Consider the following 17,300-nt stretch of genomic DNA (forward strand, 5'->3'; position numbering starts at 1 on the left):
ATGTTATCCCGGTATCCGTGCGATGGCTTTTGTGCGCAGATCGCCCAGCACCCGCGCGTCGGTGAAATTGCCATCGGAGGAGGCTTGGTAGAGGCGCGCGAAGTTTTGCAGGGCGGGCAGGTCATCTACGGTGATGTCGCCGAAGAGGTAGGCGGTTTTGCCAGCGCTGTGAAAGGCGACCGTCTGGGCGTGGGCGCAGCCTGACATGCAATCGACGGACAGCACGTCGCAGTCGGCGAGTGCGTCCTGAACCGTTTTCACAAAGGCACCGTCATGGGTGCAACTGCTGCACACATGGACCTTCACGCCTCGGGCTCCGCCAGCGGGCCGTAAAAGATTAGCGCCGGTGTGGTGCTGCTGGTGCTGGCCAGATGGTCAGCCAGTGTGGCAATGGTGAAGCGGGTCAGTTTCTCATCAGGGGTCGTTACCGCTTCGGCCAGCATGGCGGGGGTGTCGGCGGGCATACCGTGTTCAATCAGCCGCGCGGCCAGACCGGCAAAGGTGCGTTTGCCCATATAGACCACCGTGGTTGCCAGCGGGTCAGCGAGGGCAGCCATATTCACGTCGGGAGGCAGTTCGCCCGTAACGTCTGCGCCGGTGATGAACTGAACGCGCCGCGCGGTCAGGCGTCGCGTCAAGGGGATGCCTGCCATCGCGGCAGCTGCCGAGGCGGAGGTCACGCCGGGGATCACCTCGAAAGGGATGCCTGCCGCCCGCAGTGCGGTAATCTCCTCTTCAAGCCGTCCAAACATGCCCGCATCGCCAGATTTGAGCCGCACCACTTGCAACCCCGCCTGCGCATGATCCACCAGCACACGGCTGACGTGGTCCTGCTTTGGCGAGGCGCGTCCGGCGCGTTTGCCGACGCCGATAAGGTCCGCATCGGTGCGACAATGGGTCAGGATTGGCCCCGCAGAGAGGTCGTCAAACAGGACCACATCAGCCTTTTGCAACCGGTCCACCGCCTTCACGGTTAGCAACTCCGGATCACCGGGACCGGAAGAGACGAAGGAGACAAAGCCGGTCATGGGGCCTCGGAAATCATGTGGAAGAAGGTGCCCGTCACGGTGCCACCACCCTCAAACCGCTTGACCGATCCGGTCTCGGGGGTCTCGGTATCATTGCTGTCTGTGACTTGGGCCAGCGGGGCATCCGGCTCGGCCAAAATTGTGGCATAGTGGAACTCGTGGCCGCGCAATCGGGCCCGCGCGGGGTGGCCGGGGATGGCGCTGTGCAGGTCGGCCTTGCGATAGCCGAGGTGCATCTTGCGCTTGGCGAAAGAAGTTTCCAGCCCCAAAAGCCCCGCCATCTGGTGGCGCGTGCCTTCCTTGTCGACCAGTCCGGCGCCAAGTGCCATGTAGCCACCGCATTCGCCGTGGACATGTTTGGTTTGCGCAAAGGTGGTCAGGCCGTTGCGGAAAATCTCGGCGGCGGCGAGTTTGCCCGCGTGCAATTCGGGATAGCCCCCCGGCAGCCAGCAAACATCAGCGCTTGCGTCAGGCGCTTGATCGGCCAGTGGCGAGAACGGAAGAATTTCCGCCCCCGCTGCGCGCCAGCCTTCCAAAAGATGCGGATAGACAAAGGCGAAAGCGTTGTCCTGCGCCAGCGCGATCCGGTTGCCGGGCGGGGTGACGCGCACGGCGGGCGGCGCGGATTGCAGCGTGCTGCTGGCGGCCGCCCGCAGGGCGTTGATATCAACATTGGCGGCGACAAAGGCAGCAGCCTCGGCGAGGATCTGCGGCAAGTTTTCCTGCTCGCCCGCCTGCACAAGGCCAAGATGGCGTTCGGGCATTTCGATCTCGGTCCGGCGCGGCAGGGCGCCCAGCACCTTGATGCCTACGGCCTCCATGCCCGTTCTGACCAAAGTCTCGTGGCGCGGGGAAGCGACGCGGTTCAGCACCACACCGGCGAGGGTCACGTCGGGGCGCATGGTCTTGAACCCCAAGGCCGTAGCCGCCACCGATTGCGCGGCACCGGATACATCTAGCACCAGCACCACCGGCCACCCCATCATCGCGGCAATATCGGCGCTGGCGCCATTGCCTGATGCGCCGGGAATGGCGACGCCGTCAAACAGGCCCATCGAGCCTTCGCCGAGGATCAGATCAGCCCCTGTTGCATTGCCGACCAAACTGTCGAGCAGGATGCGGTCCATCGACCAACTGTCGAGATTAAAAGACGCGCGGCCCGAAGCCGCTGTGTGAAACGCAGGATCAATATAATCCGGCCCGCTTTTAAACGGCTGCACCGTCACGCCTTGCGCCCGCAGCGCTGCCAGCAGGCCGAGCATCAAAGTAGTCTTGCCGCTGCCCGATGCGGGGGCGGAGATCATCAAGCCGGGGGGGATCATTCGCCAGTCTCCGGAAAGCGCGGGTTGGTGCCCACCGGGCGAAAGCGGCGGTCATAGTCGCCTGCGTAAAGACGGCTTTCGCCAAATTCTTCGGCCCCGATGGCACGACCCACGAGGATCAACGCAGTGCGCTCCATCTCTTCGCCAATGGCGGTGCGCAGGGTGCCGAGCGTGGCCTTTACCACCCGCTGGTCCGGCCAGCTGGCACGCCAGACCACCGCGACCGGACAATCCGCACCGTAATGCGGGGTGAGATCGGTGATCACCTTTTCCAACACATGCACGCTCAGGTGGATGGCGAGTGTCGCTCCAGTGCGGGCGAAATTCTCAAGCGACTCCGACTCAGGCATCGCTGTTGCGCGGCCTGACGTGCGCGTCAGCACCACCGATTGCACCACTTCGGGCAACGTCAACTCGGCCCCGAGTGCTGCGGCAGCGGCGGCGAAGGACGGCACGCCGGGTGTCACGTCATAGGGAATGTCCAAGGCCCGAAGACGGCGCAACTGTTCACCCATCGCCGACCAGACCGAGAGATCGCCCGAGTGCAGCCGCGCCACGTCCTGCCCTGCGGCATGGGCGGCGGCGATCTCGTCGATGATCTCGTCCAGCGACATGCGCGCAGTGTTGATGATTTTCGCGCCCGCTGGGCAATGCGCCAGCAGCGCATCGGGGACCAGCGATCCGGCATAAAGACAGACCGGACAGGCGGCGATCAGGTCGCGGCCCCGCAGGGTGATCAGGTCTGGCGCGCCGGGGCCTGCACCAATGAAATGGACTGTCATCTGGGGTCTTTCCTTTGGCTGTCTGCAATGGCCGCTGTGGCCATACCATCGCCCGACACGACGCGGCAAGCCGCGAGCGTCGCCTCCGGTCCGGCAGCGGCAAGAGCTGCGGCTTCAGCCAAAGATCCGGTGCCAAACTGGTCTTGGATGCGCTGCGATTGGGTGGGGGTGATCATCTGGCCGAGGTCTTGCTGGGTGACGCCAAGGCCGGGCAGGCCCATGCTCTGCGCCAATTCGCGAAACACCGGTTCGCGCGATTTCGCGCTTTCAGTCACCAGCGCATCCAGCGTGCCGCCGCCCGCCTCCGCCAAGGCGCGTTGCAGCGCGTCAACAAGGCTGGGCAGGCTGGCAGCGCTGCGAAATCCGATGCCCGCGACCCTCATCGCGTAACGCTCCATTGCACCACGGGCCGCGTTGATTGCCAGCCGCGCATGGAGCCGAGCGGCGCGGCCTGCGCCAGTTCGATCCTCAGCAGGTCACCGCCGTGGGTCGCATGGAGCTGCGCGAGCAGGCTTTCGGTTTCCAGCGTCACCCCATTGGCGACAATTCGGGTGCCGGTTGGCAGAATGTCGAACAGCATCTCATAAAGCGCCGCATTGCCACCACCGCCAATGAACACTGCATCAGGCAGCGGGTGGTCGGACAGCGCGGTCTGGGCCTTGCCTTCGATGACGCTCATGCGATGCGACAGGCCGAAATCTTCGATGTTCTGGGCGATATTCGCGACGCGCGTGGCGTGCTGCTCAAACGCAATCGCCCGTCCGCCCGCCAAGCACCACTCGACCGAGACAGAGCCGGAGCCTGCGCCAATGTCCCAAAGCAGCTCCCCTGCGCGCGGCGCGAGGGCCGAAAGGGTCAGCGCCCGCACGGGGCGTTTGGTGATCTGCCCGTCATTGGCAAAACTGCCGTCAGGCAGGCCCGAGGCGCGGGAGAGGCCGACATCGGCGGGCAGCTCGACGGCGACGGCAACGGGGGCGGCGATATCGGTTAAGTCGAAACCTTCGGCGTGGGTTTGGCGCACACGCTGGTCCGCGCCGCCCATCCGCTCCATTACCGAAAGTCGCGCGGCGCCTGCGCCTTGGCTGCACAGCCACGCGGCTAGTGCCTGCGGCGCTGCGCCATCGCGGACAAGGCAGATCATCCGCGCATGAGGCGCCAGCACACCGCGCAATCGGGCGAAGGGCGCGGCGTGCAGCCCGTGGCAGGTGACTTCCTCCAGCCGCCAGCCGAGCGCGCTCGCCACCAACGAAAACGTCGAAGGTGCGGGGAAGACGCGGTATTCATGCGGCTCAAGATGCGCCGCAAGGCTGCCGCCCGCGCCGAACCAGAACGGATCACCCGAGGCCAACACCACCGTTGGCGTGCCGCGCAAGGCCAGCACGGGGGCGATATCAAACGGCACCGGCCAAGGTTGGCCGCGCGTGCCTGCGCCTGCCCGCTCAAGATGGCGTGGACCGCCAATGATCACTTGCGCCGCATCAAGTGCGGCACGGGTTGCGGCCCCCAGCCCCGGCGCGCTATCGTCGGTCATTCCGATAATGCTAAGCCAAGGATCACCCATCATGCGCGTCCTTCTGTTGGGTGGCACCACCGATGCCAGCGCCATGGCCCAAGCCTTGGCCGAGGCGGGCGTTGATGCCGTATTTTCCTATGCCGGACGCACCCTCGCGCCCGTGGCGCAACCTCTGCCGACGCGGGTCGGCGGCTTTGGCGGCGTGTCGGGGCTGCGCGCATATCTGCACACTGAGGCAATCACCCATGTGATCGACGCGACCCACCCCTTTGCGGCAGGAATGAGTCAGAACGCCTTTGCCGTGTGCGCCACGCAGAGGATGCCGTTGATCCGACTGGAGCGGCCAAAGTGGCAGGCAGAGCAAGGTGACAACTGGACAATGGTTCGGGGTATTTCGAATATCCCCGACGCGCTGCCCGATGCGCCGTCGGTCGTGTTTCTCGCAATCGGCAAGCAACAGATCGGGCTTTTCGCCGCCAAGCCGCAGCATCATTATATCCTGCGGCTGGTCGATGCGTCCGAGTCTGATTTGCCCCTCCCCCAAACCACCGTGGTGATTGCACGCGGGCCGTTCACAACCGAAGGCGACACCGACTTGATGCGCACTCACGCGGTCACGCATGTGGTTGCCAAGAATGCGGGCGGAGAGGCGGCGCGGGCCAAACTCACGGCGGCCCGCGCGCTTGGCCTGCCGGTGATTATGGCAGATCGCCCCACCCTGCCCGGCACCAATGTGGTGGAAAGTGTCGCGCAGGTGATGCGCTGGCTGGGTCATTCCGCCGACCGTGGCGTATAGACATAGCGCCCGACACGGCGCGTGGCCGAGTTGCCAACCAACACAACTGTGCGCATGTCCGCCATCTCGTACGTCGCCTCGCCCAAGGTCACCGTGTTCAACGCCTCTTCGGGCGTGCTGACGGCGCGGGCGAAGGTGATCAGCCGGTCGGGGCCGCATTCCTCCAGCAAGATTTCGAGTGTTTTGGCGAATTGGTGCGGGCGGGATTTCGAGCGCGGATTATAGAACGCCATTGCGAAATCTGCCTGTGCGGCTAGCCGCAAACGGTGTTCGACCATCGACCAAGGCTTGAGGTTATCACTCAGGTTAATCGCGCAGAAATCATGCCCCAGCGGCGCTCCGGCGCGGGCGGCGGCGGCCAGCATCGCGGTGATGCCCGGCAGCACGCGGATGTCGGTATCCCCAAATTCAGCGTGTTTCTCCAGCGCCTCAAATACCGCAGAAGCCATCGCAAAAACCCCCGGATCACCGGAGGACACCACCACGACCCGCGCGCCTTGGGCGGCCAGTTGCAGGGCATGCAGGGCGCGGTCAAGCTCGACACGGTTGTCGGTGGGATGCAGGGTCAGCCCGTCACGCGGGGCGACGCGGGCGACGTAAGGAATATAACCGATCACATCGGTGGCCTCGGCCAGCATGGCGGTGACCTCAGGCGTGACCAGATCCTCGCGGCCCGGGCCAAGCCCCGCAATGGCGATCCAGCCGCTCATTCCGGTGCCTCGGGGCGACGCCCTTGGCCGTGGACCAATACGATCGCGAAATAGGGGCAGTCTTCATCTGCCACTTCGGCAAGCTTGGCGACGCGCTGCTGCGGCATGGTGCCTTTCTCAACCAGCCACGCATCGTCGATCCGGCCTGCGCCCGTAAGGGCGCGGCGCACAGCGGGCAGGTTGCGACCAGTTTTCATCACCACCAGCGCATCGGCGCGTTGCATATGGGCCAGCAGTTCATCCTCGGGCAGCGTGCCCATCAGCACGGTCATCACGTCATCGCCCCATGTGAAAGGCGTGTCGAGCGCGTTCCAGCAGCCGACCATGCCGGGGATCGCGGGCAAAACCTCAACCTCGGCGCGGCCTTGCAGGCGGGTGTGCAGATGCATGAACGACCCGTAGAAAAAAGGGTCGCCCTCGCAGAGCACCACAACATCATGCTCGGCAGCGAGCGCGGCCAGCTTGTCTGCCCATTCAGCGTAAAAGGCGACCATCTGGTCGCGGTATTCAGGACTGTCAAAGCGCAGCTCGGTGGTAACGGGATATTCCATCGGATATTCCGTCACGTCATCTCGCAACATGCCGTTCACGATGGCGCGGGCCTGACCGGCGCGACCTTTCTTGCGAAAATAGGCGACATGAGACGCCCCGCGAATTGCACGATCCGATTTAACGCTCATCAGTTCGGGATCACCGGGGCCGAGGCCGGCGCAAACTACCTTGCCCATCTTATTCGACCCTGCTGGCGAGCGCATTCACCGCCGCGACCGTAATCGCAGACCCGCCAAGCCGCCCCTGCACAATCATCGACGGCACCGGCAAATCAGCCATCAGCGCATCTTTGGATTCCGCCGCGCCGATAAAGCCGACAGGACAGCCAATAATTGCCGCAGGGCGCGGGCAATCGGGGTCTTCGAGCATATTCAGCAGATGAAACAGCGCCGTCGGCGCATTGCCGATCGCGACCACAGCCCCTGACAGATGAGGGCGCCACAGCTCCAGCGCGGCGGCGGAGCGGGTGTTACCCATCTCCTGCGCCATTGCAGGTACAGCAGGGTCACGCAGGGTGCAGATCACCTCGTTTTCGCGCGGCAGGCGTTTGCGGGTGATGCCCTCGCTGACCATATAGGCATCGCAGAGGATCGGTGCGCCGTTTTCCAGCGCGCGACGCGCAGCGATGGCCATATCGGGTGAAAAGCGGATGTATTCTTCGAGCCCTACCATACCAGCGGCATGGATCATCCGCACGGCAACAATTTCTTCTTCGGGAGTAAAGCGGCCAAGGGCGGCTTCGGCGCGAATGGTGGCAAAGGACTGGCGGTAAATCTCCGCCCCGTCGGTAATGTAGCTATGGGGCATCAGATCGCCTTGGTTAGGTCTTGGAGGGTCAGGTTTTCGCGGGCGGGCGCGTCAGACGCGTGGCCATTTTCGATGAGGTTCAAGCCGTCCGGTGTGCCAGTTACGGTCAGCGGCGCGGGGCGCGGATGAGCACAGCCCTTGGCACAGCCGGAGACATGCAGGAACTGGCCGTCCGACAAATGCGGGGCCAGTTGGCGGGCAATCGGGCGGGTTTCGATAAAGCCTTGCGGACAACGCGGCGCACCCGTGCAGGCAACGATGCGCAGCAGCGGATCGTCGGGATCGGTGATCAGGTCTTCTATTTCGGGCAGTTGCCGCGCGCTTTCGACCAGCAGCATCCGCCACGGGGTCATCCGCAGGCCGCCATGTTTGGCAAGGCTGGCAAGCGTTTCGACCTGAAGCTGCCCAAAGGCCAGCCCGACCATCGCGCCCAGCGGCGTAAAGCCCGGCTTAGGCTGATAGCTTTGCCGTTGACGTGGCACGAAAAATCCGGCTGGCAGGCGTTGGCCGCTGGCCAGCAGCGCCGCCATGCGATTATGCGCGCCACGATGCGCGACAAACCAATGTGCCAGCGCCAGCGCTTCGGACACCATGCTGTCAGAGGTCACCGGTTTGCCCGCAGGCAGCCCGTCGGCCAGCAGAATAAACCCGCCGCCCGCGTCACGCTCTAACCGGATATCGGCCGAGGCGGTTTGCAGCACCGGTTCGCGCCCCGTGTCGACGGCAAAGCCGAACTTATGCGGGATCCGGGGTGCGTCCTCGGCGGAAAGGGCAGCGGTCAGTTCAGCCGTAAAACGCTCGGTGCTGTCACCGGTCAGCCAGAAGGGCGTGACAAGCATATTGCGGCGACTTTCGATTTCGGGCGTTTCATCGACCAGCCCCATGCGCGCCAGACCGTCGATCAGCTTGGGATGGCTGTCTTCACGCACGCCACGGATCTGGATGTTGCCGCGGCTCGACAGATCAATCAGCCCGTTGCCATGGGCCGCCGCCAATGTCGCCAGCCCGTCAACCTGCGCACGGCGCAGACGCCCTCCGAAGGGGCGAATGCGCACCACCAGCCCGTCACCGGACATCATCGGGCGCAGGGCACCGGGGCACCAGCCTTTGATTTCGGGGGGAGTGGTCATTCGGCGGCATCCATCTGTGCGGTGATCGAATTGCGCCGCGTCACCCACAGCCCCGCATCACGCAGGGCGGCAAAACGGTCGCGCATCGCCTGAAGTGCGGCAGGGTTTTCCGCTGCCATGAAGTCAACCAGATCTTCGCGACCCAGTGTTGCGTCAAAATAGAGGTCAATCAAGTGCGCGGGCACCTCGCGGGTCAGATGCGCGAAGGCAGCGAGATTATCCAGCGTCGCAGCGACCTCGGCAGCCCCGCGAAAGCCATGGCGCATCATGCCGCTGGCCCAATCTGTGTTGGCGGCGCGGGCGCGGACCACGCGGGCAACCTCTTCGGGCAAGGTGCGGGCGCGGGGCGCGCCAAGCTGCGTGCTGTCGACATGGTACATCGCGGGTTTATCCGCCCCCAAATGCGCCATCGCGGCAGAAAAGCCCCCCTCGTGGCTGGCGTAATCAGCGGCCAGCAAAACGTCGCTTTCGGCGAGGTCCTGAATATGGGCAAACCCGTCGGCGCCGTGCAAACGGGCCTCCAGCGCGGCGCGGTCTTGATGCGCCTCACCTTTGGCATCAATCGCCCATTCGGAACCTTTGAGCCAAGCTTCTCCCGCCGCTGCGCGCCCCGTGTCGGAGTAATCGTGAAGCGCGGTTTCCATATTCATCCCGTACAGGCCGGGGCGCGGGCCAAAGACGCGCGGCGCCTTGACCAAATAGGGGTTCATGTCGGGCGCTTCTTCCCGCTCGGCCAAGGCGGCGGCACCGGCCTCGAACAACTGGCTGAGGCCGGGGAAGACATCGCGGAACAGGCCCGAAACCCGCAGGGTGACGTCGATGCGCGGACGGTTCAGCAGGGTGAGCGGTAGCACATCAAAGCCCGAAACACGCTCTGAACCCTCGTCCCATTTCGGCGCCAGCCCCGCCAGATGCAGCGCCATCGCGACCTCTTCGCCCGCCGTGCGCATGGTGGCAGAGCCCCAGAGATCGATCACCAGCCCCTTGGGCCAATCGCCATTGTCTTGCAGGTGACGGCGCAGCAATTCCTCGGCCAGCTTCACACCTTGGGCATGGGCGGCGCGGGACGGCACAGCGCGGGGATCGACGGCATAGAGGTTGCGTCCCGTCGGCAATACATCCGAGCGCCCGCGATAGGGTGAGCCGGAGGGTCCCGCCGTCACGCGCCGCCCGTCTAGCGCGGTCAGCAGCCCTTCATGTTCGCCCTCGCCCGCGCCAAAGATATGCAGTCCGTCGCCGTATTGGCTCTCCTTGATGTCACAGACAAAGCGGTCAATGCGGGTGATCGCCTCGGCGGCGGAGGCACTGGCATCAAGGCCCAGATCTGCCTCTACGCCAGCGGCTTGCGCCTCAGAGCGGATGGTCTCGATCAACCGGTCGCGGCGGGCAGGGTCGAGCCCGTCTGCTGTAGAATATTCGTCCAGCAGGCTTTCGAGGCGAATGAGGCCCGAGGGTGTTTCGCTGTCCTTCATCGGCGGCGGCAGGTGGCCCAGTGTTACCGCACCAATGCGGCGTTTGGCCTGCGCCGCTTCGCCCGGATCGTTGACGATAAAGGGGTAAATCACCGGAAGATCGCCGGTCAGCGCTTCGGGCCAGCAGGCATCCGACAGCGCGACCGCTTTGCCCGGCAGCCATTCCAGCGTACCGTGCGCGCCGATGTGGACCAGCGCGTGTATGCCTTGCGCACGCAGCCACAGGTAGAAAGCCACATAGGAGTGCCGCGGCACGCGGGCGAGGTCGTGATAATCGGTGTCGCGGGCGGCGATACTGCCCCGCTCGGGCTGGAGGGCGACCAATGCGTTACCGCAGGCCTGCGCCGGAAAGTGGAACGCGCCGTCGCTGTAAAGCGGATCATCCTGCACAACGCCCCATGCGGTGCGCAGATCGTCGCGCAGCGGTTGCGGCAGGTGGGCGAGAGCTGCCTCATAGTCGGCAAGCGGCCAAGCGATGGCGGATTGGGTCAACGACTTGCCAAACCCCACATCGGGCTTGGCGCTATATCCGGCCCCTGCCAGCGTCATCAGCATGTCTTCGACCGAGGCCAGCGCATCGAGGCCGACAGCATGGGCGATCTGGTCCGCACGGCCGGGATAGGTGGAGAGCACCAGCGCCAGCTTGCGCCCGGACACAGGGGTTTTTGCGAGCGTCGTCCATCCAGTGACACGGTCCACCACGGCCTTGATCCGCGCAGCATCGGCGCGGTGAGCGAAGCGGGAGTATTGCAGGTGCGGGTCTCTCTTGCCCGGTGCCTTAAAGCTGACAACGCCGGTGAAAATGCGGCCATCGACCTCGGGCAGCACCACATGCATGGCAAGATCGGCAGGTGACAGCCCGCGCTCGCTTTCGGCCCAATCTTTGTGCCGCGCTGTGGAAAGGGCAACCTGAAACACCGGACAGCCCGTGGCATCCAGCGGCGACGCGCCATTCTCGCCGCGCCCTGAAAAGGCGGTGGCATTGACGATGGCAGCGGGGGCGAGTTGAGCCAAGGCCGCGGCAAGGAAATCATGCGCAGGCTCGGCCTTAAGCGAAGGTACGAAAAGGCCGATGGCGTTGAAACCGCGCGCGCGCAGTTCGGCGATTAACGCGTCGATGGGGGCGGTATCGGCGGCAGTCAGATAGCTGCGGTAGAAGGTGACGGCGATCGTCTCGCCCTGTGTATCGGCAAAGGGGATCACGCCCTTGTCGGGATCGTAGAACCCGCAATCCGGCACGGTCTTGGTGCCCAGAACCGGCCCCGCATAAAACCCCGCCGCCAATGCCAGCTGCGCCAGAGCCGCTTGCGCCGCAACGGCGCCGCCCGCATCGCAAAGGTGTGAAAGGCGGCGCAGGGTGGAGATCGGCAGGGTGGAATGGGCATCAAGCGCGGGATCTTCGCGCCCGTCGGCAGGCAGCACCGCCAGCGCGATGTTGTTGCGGCGGGCAAAATCCTGCACCTGCATAATCCCGTAGGGCCAGTAATTCTCGCCGCCGATAAGGCGGATGAGGATGCCTTTGGCCCCCGCTAGCGTCGTTTCGACATAGTTATCGACCGAGGCAGGGTGGCGCAGCGCCACGAGGTTGCACAGCCGCAAGCGGGGCAGCTTGCCCTCCGGCCCGCCACCGCGATGCCAGCCCGCCGCGAAAGCGCCGAGGTCACTGTCGGAGAACGAAAGCACCACCAGATCAGCGGGCGTCTGCCCCGGATCATAAGGGGTTTCGCTATCCTCCAGCCCATGGCTTTCGCGGAAGACGACATGCATGGGTCAGGCCCCCAGCACAGCGCGGATGGCGGCCAGATCGACGTGATCATGCTCGGCGATCACCACGAGGTGTCCGGCACGCATGTCAGCGCCCCAAGGGCGGTCAAACTGGTGACGCACCCGCGCACCGACAGCCTGAACCAGCAAGCGCATCGGCTTGCCTTTCACGGCGACGTAACCTTTGACGCGCAGGATGTGCTGCTCGTCGGCCAGCCGTTCGATAGCCTTGACCAGCGCATCGACGTCCTCAATCTCGGGCATTGGCACGACGACGGTTTCGAAGTCGTCATGCTCATGATCGTCGGCCCCGTCATGGTGCGAGGGCCGCGCGGCCAGATCGTCTTCGGCTTTGGCGTTCAGACCCAAGATCACATTGGGGTCGATCACGCCTTCGCTCATCTCGAGAATCGGGATCTTGCGCGGGCTTTCGGCCTCGATCACCTTGCGGGCGGCTGCAAGACCTTCCGGGCCGGCGAGATCGGCCTTGGACATCAGGATGATGTCGGCGCAAGAAATTTGGTCCTCGAAAACTTCGGACAGCGGGGTTTCGTGATCAAGGCTGTCGTCGGCCAAACGCTGGGCATCCACTGCCGCCACATCAGCGGCAAATCGGCCCGCGGCCACAGCTTCGGCATCGGCCAAGGCAATCACCCCATCAACGGTAATCTTGGAGCGGATCGCGGGCCAGTCAAACGCCTTCAACAACGGCTTGGGCAGCGCCAGACCGGAGGTTTCGATCAGGATATGATCGGGACGCGTCGGCATCGCCATCAGCGCCTCGATCGTAGGGGTGAAATCATCGGCCACGGTGCAGCAGATACAGCCATTCGCCAGCTCGACGATGTTCTCGGCAGGGCAATCCTCATCTGCACAGCTTTTGAGGATATCGCCATCAACACCGACGGTGCCGAACTCGTTGACCAGCACGGCAAGGCGGCGGCCTTTGGAGTGGGTCATCAGGTGGCGGATCAGCGTGGTCTTGCCCGAGCCGAGAAAGCCGGTGATCACGGTTACGGGGATCTTTGCCAGATCGGTCATTCGGCGGCCTCCATTGGCAGGGTCATCGGGGGAACACGGGCAAGGCTTTGCTTGCGGAAAATTACGGGCCGTTCGCGCCAAGGCACGAGCCCGTCAGTGGTGGCGGCGTAGGCGGCGGCACCGGTCAGGATATCGGGTGCATCCTCGGGCGCGAGGCGGCCATAAACATAGGTCCATTTCCCAGGTGCAGAGAGCGCTACGGCAGCACCCTGCGAACAGGCCGACAGGCATTCAACGCCGACGATCTGCACCCCTTCGGGAGCCTCGGCGGCGGAAAGTGCCGCGTGCAGTTGCGCACCCGGGCGCGGCGCGTCTTCTTCCAGCACAACGCCGGCGCGGCAGGTGGTGCAGACATGCAGGGTGACTGTCATGTATCGTTCCCCTTAATGGTCCCGAAGGGGCCTAGCGCACCTTCGGGGTTCGGACAAGCGGCAGATCTATTCGACGATCAACCGCGTTTCAGCGATGATCGGCTGGCCTGCAACGGCGAGCGGGCGGTGGTCGTTGCCCGTGAGCGTGACTTTGACGGTGACTTCGCCGGTGGGCAGATGGTCAATATGCATCCACTCGCCATAAAGTCGCGCCAGTTTCACGTCGTTAACGTAGACATGCGCGTGACCTTCGCCCGCCACATCGGCAAGGCTGGCCGACTGTGGGGCGAAGGTGAAATTGCGCGTACGGACCCGCAGGTTATAGCCCGCAACCGGATCGGCGCTGAGGTCGAGCGTGACCTCGGGCGCATCCACGGCAGGTAATTCGCGCGGGTCATTGTGCAGATCGGCGTGGGCGTCAGCGTTCGCGCCAGCCTCATGGCCCGCATCACCGTGATCATGGCCATCAAAGGTGACGCCATTGCCTGCGGCGATGGCAAAGCCCAGCCCGCCACCAAACACCAGCCCGATGGCAAAAAGCACCAGCCCCCTATTCATGGGCGGCCTCGCGTTGCCAGAAGTAGCCCGCGAAGCTGCCGAGAATCACCCAAGCGGCGAAGCCGACGCCCAGTGCACGTGCGGCAAAAAGGGCGGCGATTTCAGGCGGCACGGTGCCGATAAAACGGTCAGGCTCGGGTGCGCCGGCTAGATGTGGTGCGAGCAATAGCACAACCGCCACGCCCCAGCCGATCCACGATATGCCAAAAGCCAGCAGCCACAGCGCCACAGCCGCAGCGCCCACCGTAGCGAACCACCAGATTTGACGCGCACCAACATCGGCAGCAGCCACACCGGGTACTTCGGGGGCCAGCGTGAAAGCGGGAGCCAGATGAAAAACGACAAAGCCCGCCACACCCCAGATCAGGCCGGACCGCGCATTAATCAACGCGCCACGTTCTTCGGCAAGGCTCATCGCGGCGACGCCGATCAGCGCATAGCCGGTATAGGTCAGCATGGTGAAAATCAGGCTCAGCCCGTCGCGCACCGCGTCAAAGCCGGGCAACGCGGGATGGGCCGAGACCGCTTCGGCCCCGAAATGCAGCAACTCGCCGCTTTCATACAGCTCCGCATGCAGCAAAACCGGCTGCACAAACACGAACTGCAACAGGCCCGCAATCAGGCCCGTTGCAGCGCCAGCGAACAACGCGCTGGTCACAAATCTGGAAAGCATTGCTTAGTGGCAGGGAAAGCCGGTTGCGTGACGCACGTCATGCGCCGCGTCATGCAGAGCGGCTGCCTGCACATGGCCGGTCAGCGCGATCAGGGCAACGCCCAGCATCATCGCAAATACAGTCGGGACAAGGCGCGTGCGGGTCGTGCTCAGGCTCTGTGTCAGTGTCGTCATCTGTCTACTCCTCGTCGTCACACCCGACGACATCTTGCGTTTCACTCCGCCTGGCAGGTCTCCTGGCTCGCGGGTCGTGGCCTTTGGCCCGCCTTCCCTACCCGATTTAGGGCAAGTGGCATCTGGGCGCAGACTCACCGCTTACAGTCGCGGGGGCGGCTTTGGCTTCGGGCTGCTGCCCTTACCAAATTCCCTTTTCGGTCCCACACCATAGGTGATTTTCGGAACACCAAGCGTGGTCAGTTACACATTTTGCCCCGTCTTGCGCAAGATAGAATTGCGACATGTCAGGCGCGGGATGCGGTTCTTTTTGGTATTTTTGAGGGACCTTGCGCGGCTTATGTTACCGTGGAGGCTTAAAAGCCGAGCGAATCTGCGGCACGGGAATCGCCGCGCCCTGCCCTGTCGCGCCCGCTGCGGCGCATTGGTAAAAGCGGGCTTGTTTTCAAGCGCATGAATAAACCTACGCAGCTTTTTGCCAGTTTTCGCGGTTCCCTGCAAACTCCCGCCAATAGCAAAATTCCGCTCCGGAACATCGGGTGGGGGTCGGGCATTTCCTCCCCGACATCACGAAAGGTGTCCGACTAGGAAACTAAAAGGAGTACATCTGATGAAACGTACAACAAGCACAATGATCGCCGCCCTTCTGGCAACCGGTGTTTCGACTGCAGCCTTCGCTGAATCGAAAGCCGCAACATCCGTTGATGCAGGCGTTACTGCCGATGTGACAGCAAACACGGGTGCCGCCAACGTCGACGTGACTGCCGACACCGACGCAAATGTGAAAGGCAAGAACAAGCTGGCCAAGGAAAACTACGGCCAACTGATCTCGGAACTGCGCAGCGGCTCGAAAAAGGGCGCTGACGTCACCGCTGAAATCGGCGGTGTGACCGCAGACGCTGAAACCACGTTCACCACTGTGAGCGACCTCAAAGGCAACGCAGGCGATGACGCCGAAGCGCTTGATAATGCGCTGGACGCGAAAAGCGAAATGGTCATGGACCTGCAAGCGGCCTTGGAAGCCAACGCCGATCTGAAATCAAAGATCGTAGCCGAGGGCTACAAAGTTGATCAGGTGATCGCGGTTTCCACACAAGGCTCTGGCGGCGTCACGCTGGTGGTCGACGACCGCATGTAACGCGAACCAACACCGTTGCCGGGCATCCATCTGGCGACACAGGGCCGGAGAACTTACGGGGTCTCCGGCCTTTTTTGTGCGCTCAGCTCGGCAAGCGTCCAGCTCAGACAATAACGTCGAACTTTTCCTGTTCGCCCAAGCCGAATACCCGTTTGTAGCGGTCGATCTCGCTTTGCGGACCCATCGCTTTGTTGGGATTGTCCGACAGCTTGACGGTGGGTCGCCCATTGGCTGCAACCGCTTTGCACACGAGGCTGAACGGCGCCAGCTCATCATCCGGCACCAAGCCACGGAAGTCGTTGGTCAGCAAGGTGCCCCACCCGAAGGAGACTTTTACCTTGCCCGAAAACTGCGCGTGAAGTTCCTTCATCTTGTCGACATCCAAACCGTCGCTGAAAATGACCCGTTTGGTGAGGGGATCCTCCCCACGCGAGCGCCACCAGTCGATGGCGATCTGCGCGGCTTTGGCAGGATCACCGCTGTCGATACGGATGCCCGTCCAACCCGCCAGCCAATCGGGCGCATTGTCGAGAAAACCTTTGGTGCCATAGGTGTCAGGCAGGATGATGCGCAGGTTACCGTCATGCTCGTCGTGCCAGTCCGACAGCACGTCGTAGGGTGCCTTGGCGAGGGCCGTATCGGAATCTGCCAGCGCGGCATAGACCATCGGCAATTCGTGGGCATTGGTGCCGATCGCCTCCACCTCACGGCTCATCGCGATCTTGCAATTCGAGGTGCCGGTGAAGGCCGAGCCCAGCCCTTCGCGCATCGCCTGAACGCACCAGTCCTGCCATAAGAACGAATGCCGCCGCCGTGTGCCAAAATCGGCGATCGACAGGTTGGGGATTTCGCGCAGCGCCTCGATCTTTTCCCAGACGCGGGTCATCGAGCGGGCATAAAGCACCTGCAATTCAAAGCGGCCCATCCGGTCAAGCACCGCGCGGCTGCGCAGTTCCATCAATACCGCCAGCGCAGGGATCTCCCAGAGCATCACCTCGGGCCATGAGCCTTCAAAGGTCAGCTCGTATTGGTCGCCTTTGCGCTCCAGATGGTAAGGCGGCAGGCGCAGCCCCTCGAACCATTCCATAAAATCGGGACGGAACATCTGGCGTTTGCCGTAAAAGGTATTGCCGCGCAGCCATGTGCTTTCGCCGCGGCTCAGCGATAGCGAGCGGATGTGATCGAGTTGTTCGCGCAGCTCGCCCTCGTCGATCAGATCGGCCAGCGGGATGTGCTTGGAACGGTTGATCAGGCTAAAGGTGACATGAGTGTCGGGCTTGTTGCGAAACACCGATTGGCACATCAGCAACTTGTAGAAATCTGTGTCGATTAAAGACCGCACAATCGGGTCGATCTTCCACTTGTGATTATAGACGCGGGTGGCGATATCGACCATGTATTCAACCCCTTCTGGCGTTAACCTTGTGCCGCAACCTTTCGAGGCGGGCAAGAACCTTCGTCCCCTGACA

Annotated in this window: 19 protein-coding genes and 1 riboswitch; of the genes, 2 read left to right on the forward strand and 17 right to left on the reverse strand. The window is 63.4% G+C overall.

From position 1 onward, the window contains the following. Positions 1 to 3 precede the first annotated feature (3 nt). Genes BM174_RS05305 through cbiE form a run of 6 tightly spaced genes read right to left on the reverse strand, consistent with a single transcriptional unit; the run spans position 4 to position 4,693 of the window. Positions 4 to 306 (reverse strand): DUF1636 family protein, encoded by a 303-nt coding sequence (locus BM174_RS05305; RefSeq protein WP_093922803.1) that lies wholly within the window; start codon positions 304 to 306, stop codon positions 4 to 6. Beyond that, positions 303 to 1,028 carry a uroporphyrinogen-III C-methyltransferase gene (gene cobA, locus BM174_RS05310; RefSeq protein ID WP_093922804.1) on the reverse strand — a complete coding sequence of 242 codons (726 nt, stop codon included), beginning with the start codon at positions 1,026 to 1,028 and terminating at the stop codon, positions 303 to 305. The genes BM174_RS05305 and cobA overlap by 4 nt, the downstream gene beginning before the upstream one ends. Beyond that, on the reverse strand, positions 1,025 to 2,350 hold the full coding sequence (locus BM174_RS05315) for a cobyrinic acid a,c-diamide synthase CobB (RefSeq protein WP_093922805.1): 1,326 nt from the start codon (positions 2,348 to 2,350) through the stop codon (positions 1,025 to 1,027). The genes cobA and BM174_RS05315 overlap by 4 nt, the downstream gene beginning before the upstream one ends. Continuing rightward, positions 2,347 to 3,132, reverse strand: coding sequence for a precorrin-4 C(11)-methyltransferase (gene cobM / locus BM174_RS05320; RefSeq protein ID WP_093922806.1), 786 nt, complete (start codon positions 3,130 to 3,132; stop codon positions 2,347 to 2,349). Before cobM ends, BM174_RS05315 begins: the two co-directional genes overlap by 4 nt. Further along, positions 3,129 to 3,515, reverse strand: a complete 387-nt coding sequence (locus BM174_RS05325) for a cobalamin biosynthesis protein (protein ID WP_093922807.1) — start codon at positions 3,513 to 3,515, stop codon at positions 3,129 to 3,131. Before BM174_RS05325 ends, cobM begins: the two co-directional genes overlap by 4 nt. Then, positions 3,512 to 4,693 (reverse strand): precorrin-6y C5,15-methyltransferase (decarboxylating) subunit CbiE, encoded by a 1,182-nt coding sequence (gene cbiE, locus BM174_RS05330; protein WP_093922808.1) that lies wholly within the window; start codon positions 4,691 to 4,693, stop codon positions 3,512 to 3,514. The genes BM174_RS05325 and cbiE overlap by 4 nt, the downstream gene beginning before the upstream one ends. Before the next feature lies 1 nt (position 4,694). Here cbiE and BM174_RS05335 point away from each other — a divergent pair, with 1 nt between their 5' ends. Then, positions 4,695 to 5,441 (forward strand): cobalt-precorrin-6A reductase, encoded by a 747-nt coding sequence (locus tag BM174_RS05335; protein ID WP_218152914.1) that lies wholly within the window; start codon positions 4,695 to 4,697, stop codon positions 5,439 to 5,441. Here BM174_RS05335 and cobJ read toward each other — a convergent pair. The 10 genes from cobJ to BM174_RS05385 all read right to left on the reverse strand — a co-directional run bounded on the left by cobJ (position 5,417) and on the right by BM174_RS05385 (position 14,693). After that, a complete protein-coding gene (cobJ, locus tag BM174_RS05340) occupies positions 5,417 to 6,151 on the reverse strand; it encodes a precorrin-3B C(17)-methyltransferase (protein ID WP_093922809.1) in 735 nt (244 codons plus the stop codon). The two genes, BM174_RS05335 and cobJ, sit on opposite strands and share 25 nt — an antisense overlap. Continuing rightward, positions 6,148 to 6,879, reverse strand: coding sequence for a precorrin-2 C(20)-methyltransferase (locus tag BM174_RS05345; protein ID WP_093922810.1), 732 nt, complete (start codon positions 6,877 to 6,879; stop codon positions 6,148 to 6,150). Before BM174_RS05345 ends, cobJ begins: the two co-directional genes overlap by 4 nt. A 1-nt stretch (position 6,880) precedes the next feature. Beyond that, entirely contained in the window at positions 6,881 to 7,510 is a 630-nt protein-coding gene (locus BM174_RS05350) for a precorrin-8X methylmutase (RefSeq protein WP_093922811.1), read from the reverse strand. Continuing rightward, positions 7,510 to 8,640 carry a precorrin-3B synthase gene (gene cobG / locus BM174_RS05355; RefSeq protein ID WP_093922812.1) on the reverse strand — a complete coding sequence of 377 codons (1,131 nt, stop codon included), beginning with the start codon at positions 8,638 to 8,640 and terminating at the stop codon, positions 7,510 to 7,512. The genes BM174_RS05350 and cobG overlap by 1 nt, the downstream gene beginning before the upstream one ends. Then, positions 8,637 to 11,879 (reverse strand): cobaltochelatase subunit CobN, encoded by a 3,243-nt coding sequence (gene cobN, locus BM174_RS05360; RefSeq protein WP_093922813.1) that lies wholly within the window; start codon positions 11,877 to 11,879, stop codon positions 8,637 to 8,639. The genes cobG and cobN overlap by 4 nt, the downstream gene beginning before the upstream one ends. A gap of 3 nt (positions 11,880 to 11,882) precedes the next feature. Next, positions 11,883 to 12,917 carry a cobalamin biosynthesis protein CobW gene (gene cobW, locus BM174_RS05365; protein ID WP_093922814.1) on the reverse strand — a complete coding sequence of 345 codons (1,035 nt, stop codon included), beginning with the start codon at positions 12,915 to 12,917 and terminating at the stop codon, positions 11,883 to 11,885. Then, on the reverse strand, positions 12,914 to 13,288 hold the full coding sequence (locus BM174_RS05370; protein ID WP_093922815.1) for a DUF1636 family protein: 375 nt from the start codon (positions 13,286 to 13,288) through the stop codon (positions 12,914 to 12,916). Before BM174_RS05370 ends, cobW begins: the two co-directional genes overlap by 4 nt. A gap of 66 nt (positions 13,289 to 13,354) precedes the next feature. Next, positions 13,355 to 13,846 (reverse strand): hypothetical protein, encoded by a 492-nt coding sequence (locus BM174_RS05375; RefSeq protein WP_093922816.1) that lies wholly within the window; start codon positions 13,844 to 13,846, stop codon positions 13,355 to 13,357. Then, entirely contained in the window at positions 13,839 to 14,519 is a 681-nt protein-coding gene (locus BM174_RS05380) for a CbtA family protein (RefSeq protein WP_093922817.1), read from the reverse strand. Before BM174_RS05380 ends, BM174_RS05375 begins: the two co-directional genes overlap by 8 nt. 3 nt (positions 14,520 to 14,522) lie before the next feature. Beyond that, positions 14,523 to 14,693, reverse strand: coding sequence for a CbtB domain-containing protein (locus tag BM174_RS05385; protein WP_093922818.1), 171 nt, complete (start codon positions 14,691 to 14,693; stop codon positions 14,523 to 14,525). 35 nt (positions 14,694 to 14,728) lie between these two features. Next, positions 14,729 to 14,942: riboswitch (cobalamin riboswitch) on the reverse strand. A 361-nt stretch (positions 14,943 to 15,303) separates the two neighbouring features. Between BM174_RS05385 and BM174_RS05390 the strand changes: the two genes are divergently transcribed. Next, complete coding sequence (locus tag BM174_RS05390; RefSeq protein WP_093922819.1) at positions 15,304 to 15,831, forward strand: hypothetical protein; 528 nt, start codon at positions 15,304 to 15,306, stop codon at positions 15,829 to 15,831. Between the two features lie 103 nt (positions 15,832 to 15,934). Here the strand turns inward: BM174_RS05390 and pncB are convergent, their stop codons facing one another. Then, positions 15,935 to 17,227 carry a nicotinate phosphoribosyltransferase gene (gene pncB, locus BM174_RS05395; RefSeq protein WP_093922820.1) on the reverse strand — a complete coding sequence of 431 codons (1,293 nt, stop codon included), beginning with the start codon at positions 17,225 to 17,227 and terminating at the stop codon, positions 15,935 to 15,937. Positions 17,228 to 17,300 lie beyond the last annotated feature (73 nt).

It is taken from the genome of Sulfitobacter brevis (assembly GCF_900112755.1).
Classification (GTDB): Bacteria; Pseudomonadota; Alphaproteobacteria; order Rhodobacterales; family Rhodobacteraceae; genus Sulfitobacter; species Sulfitobacter brevis.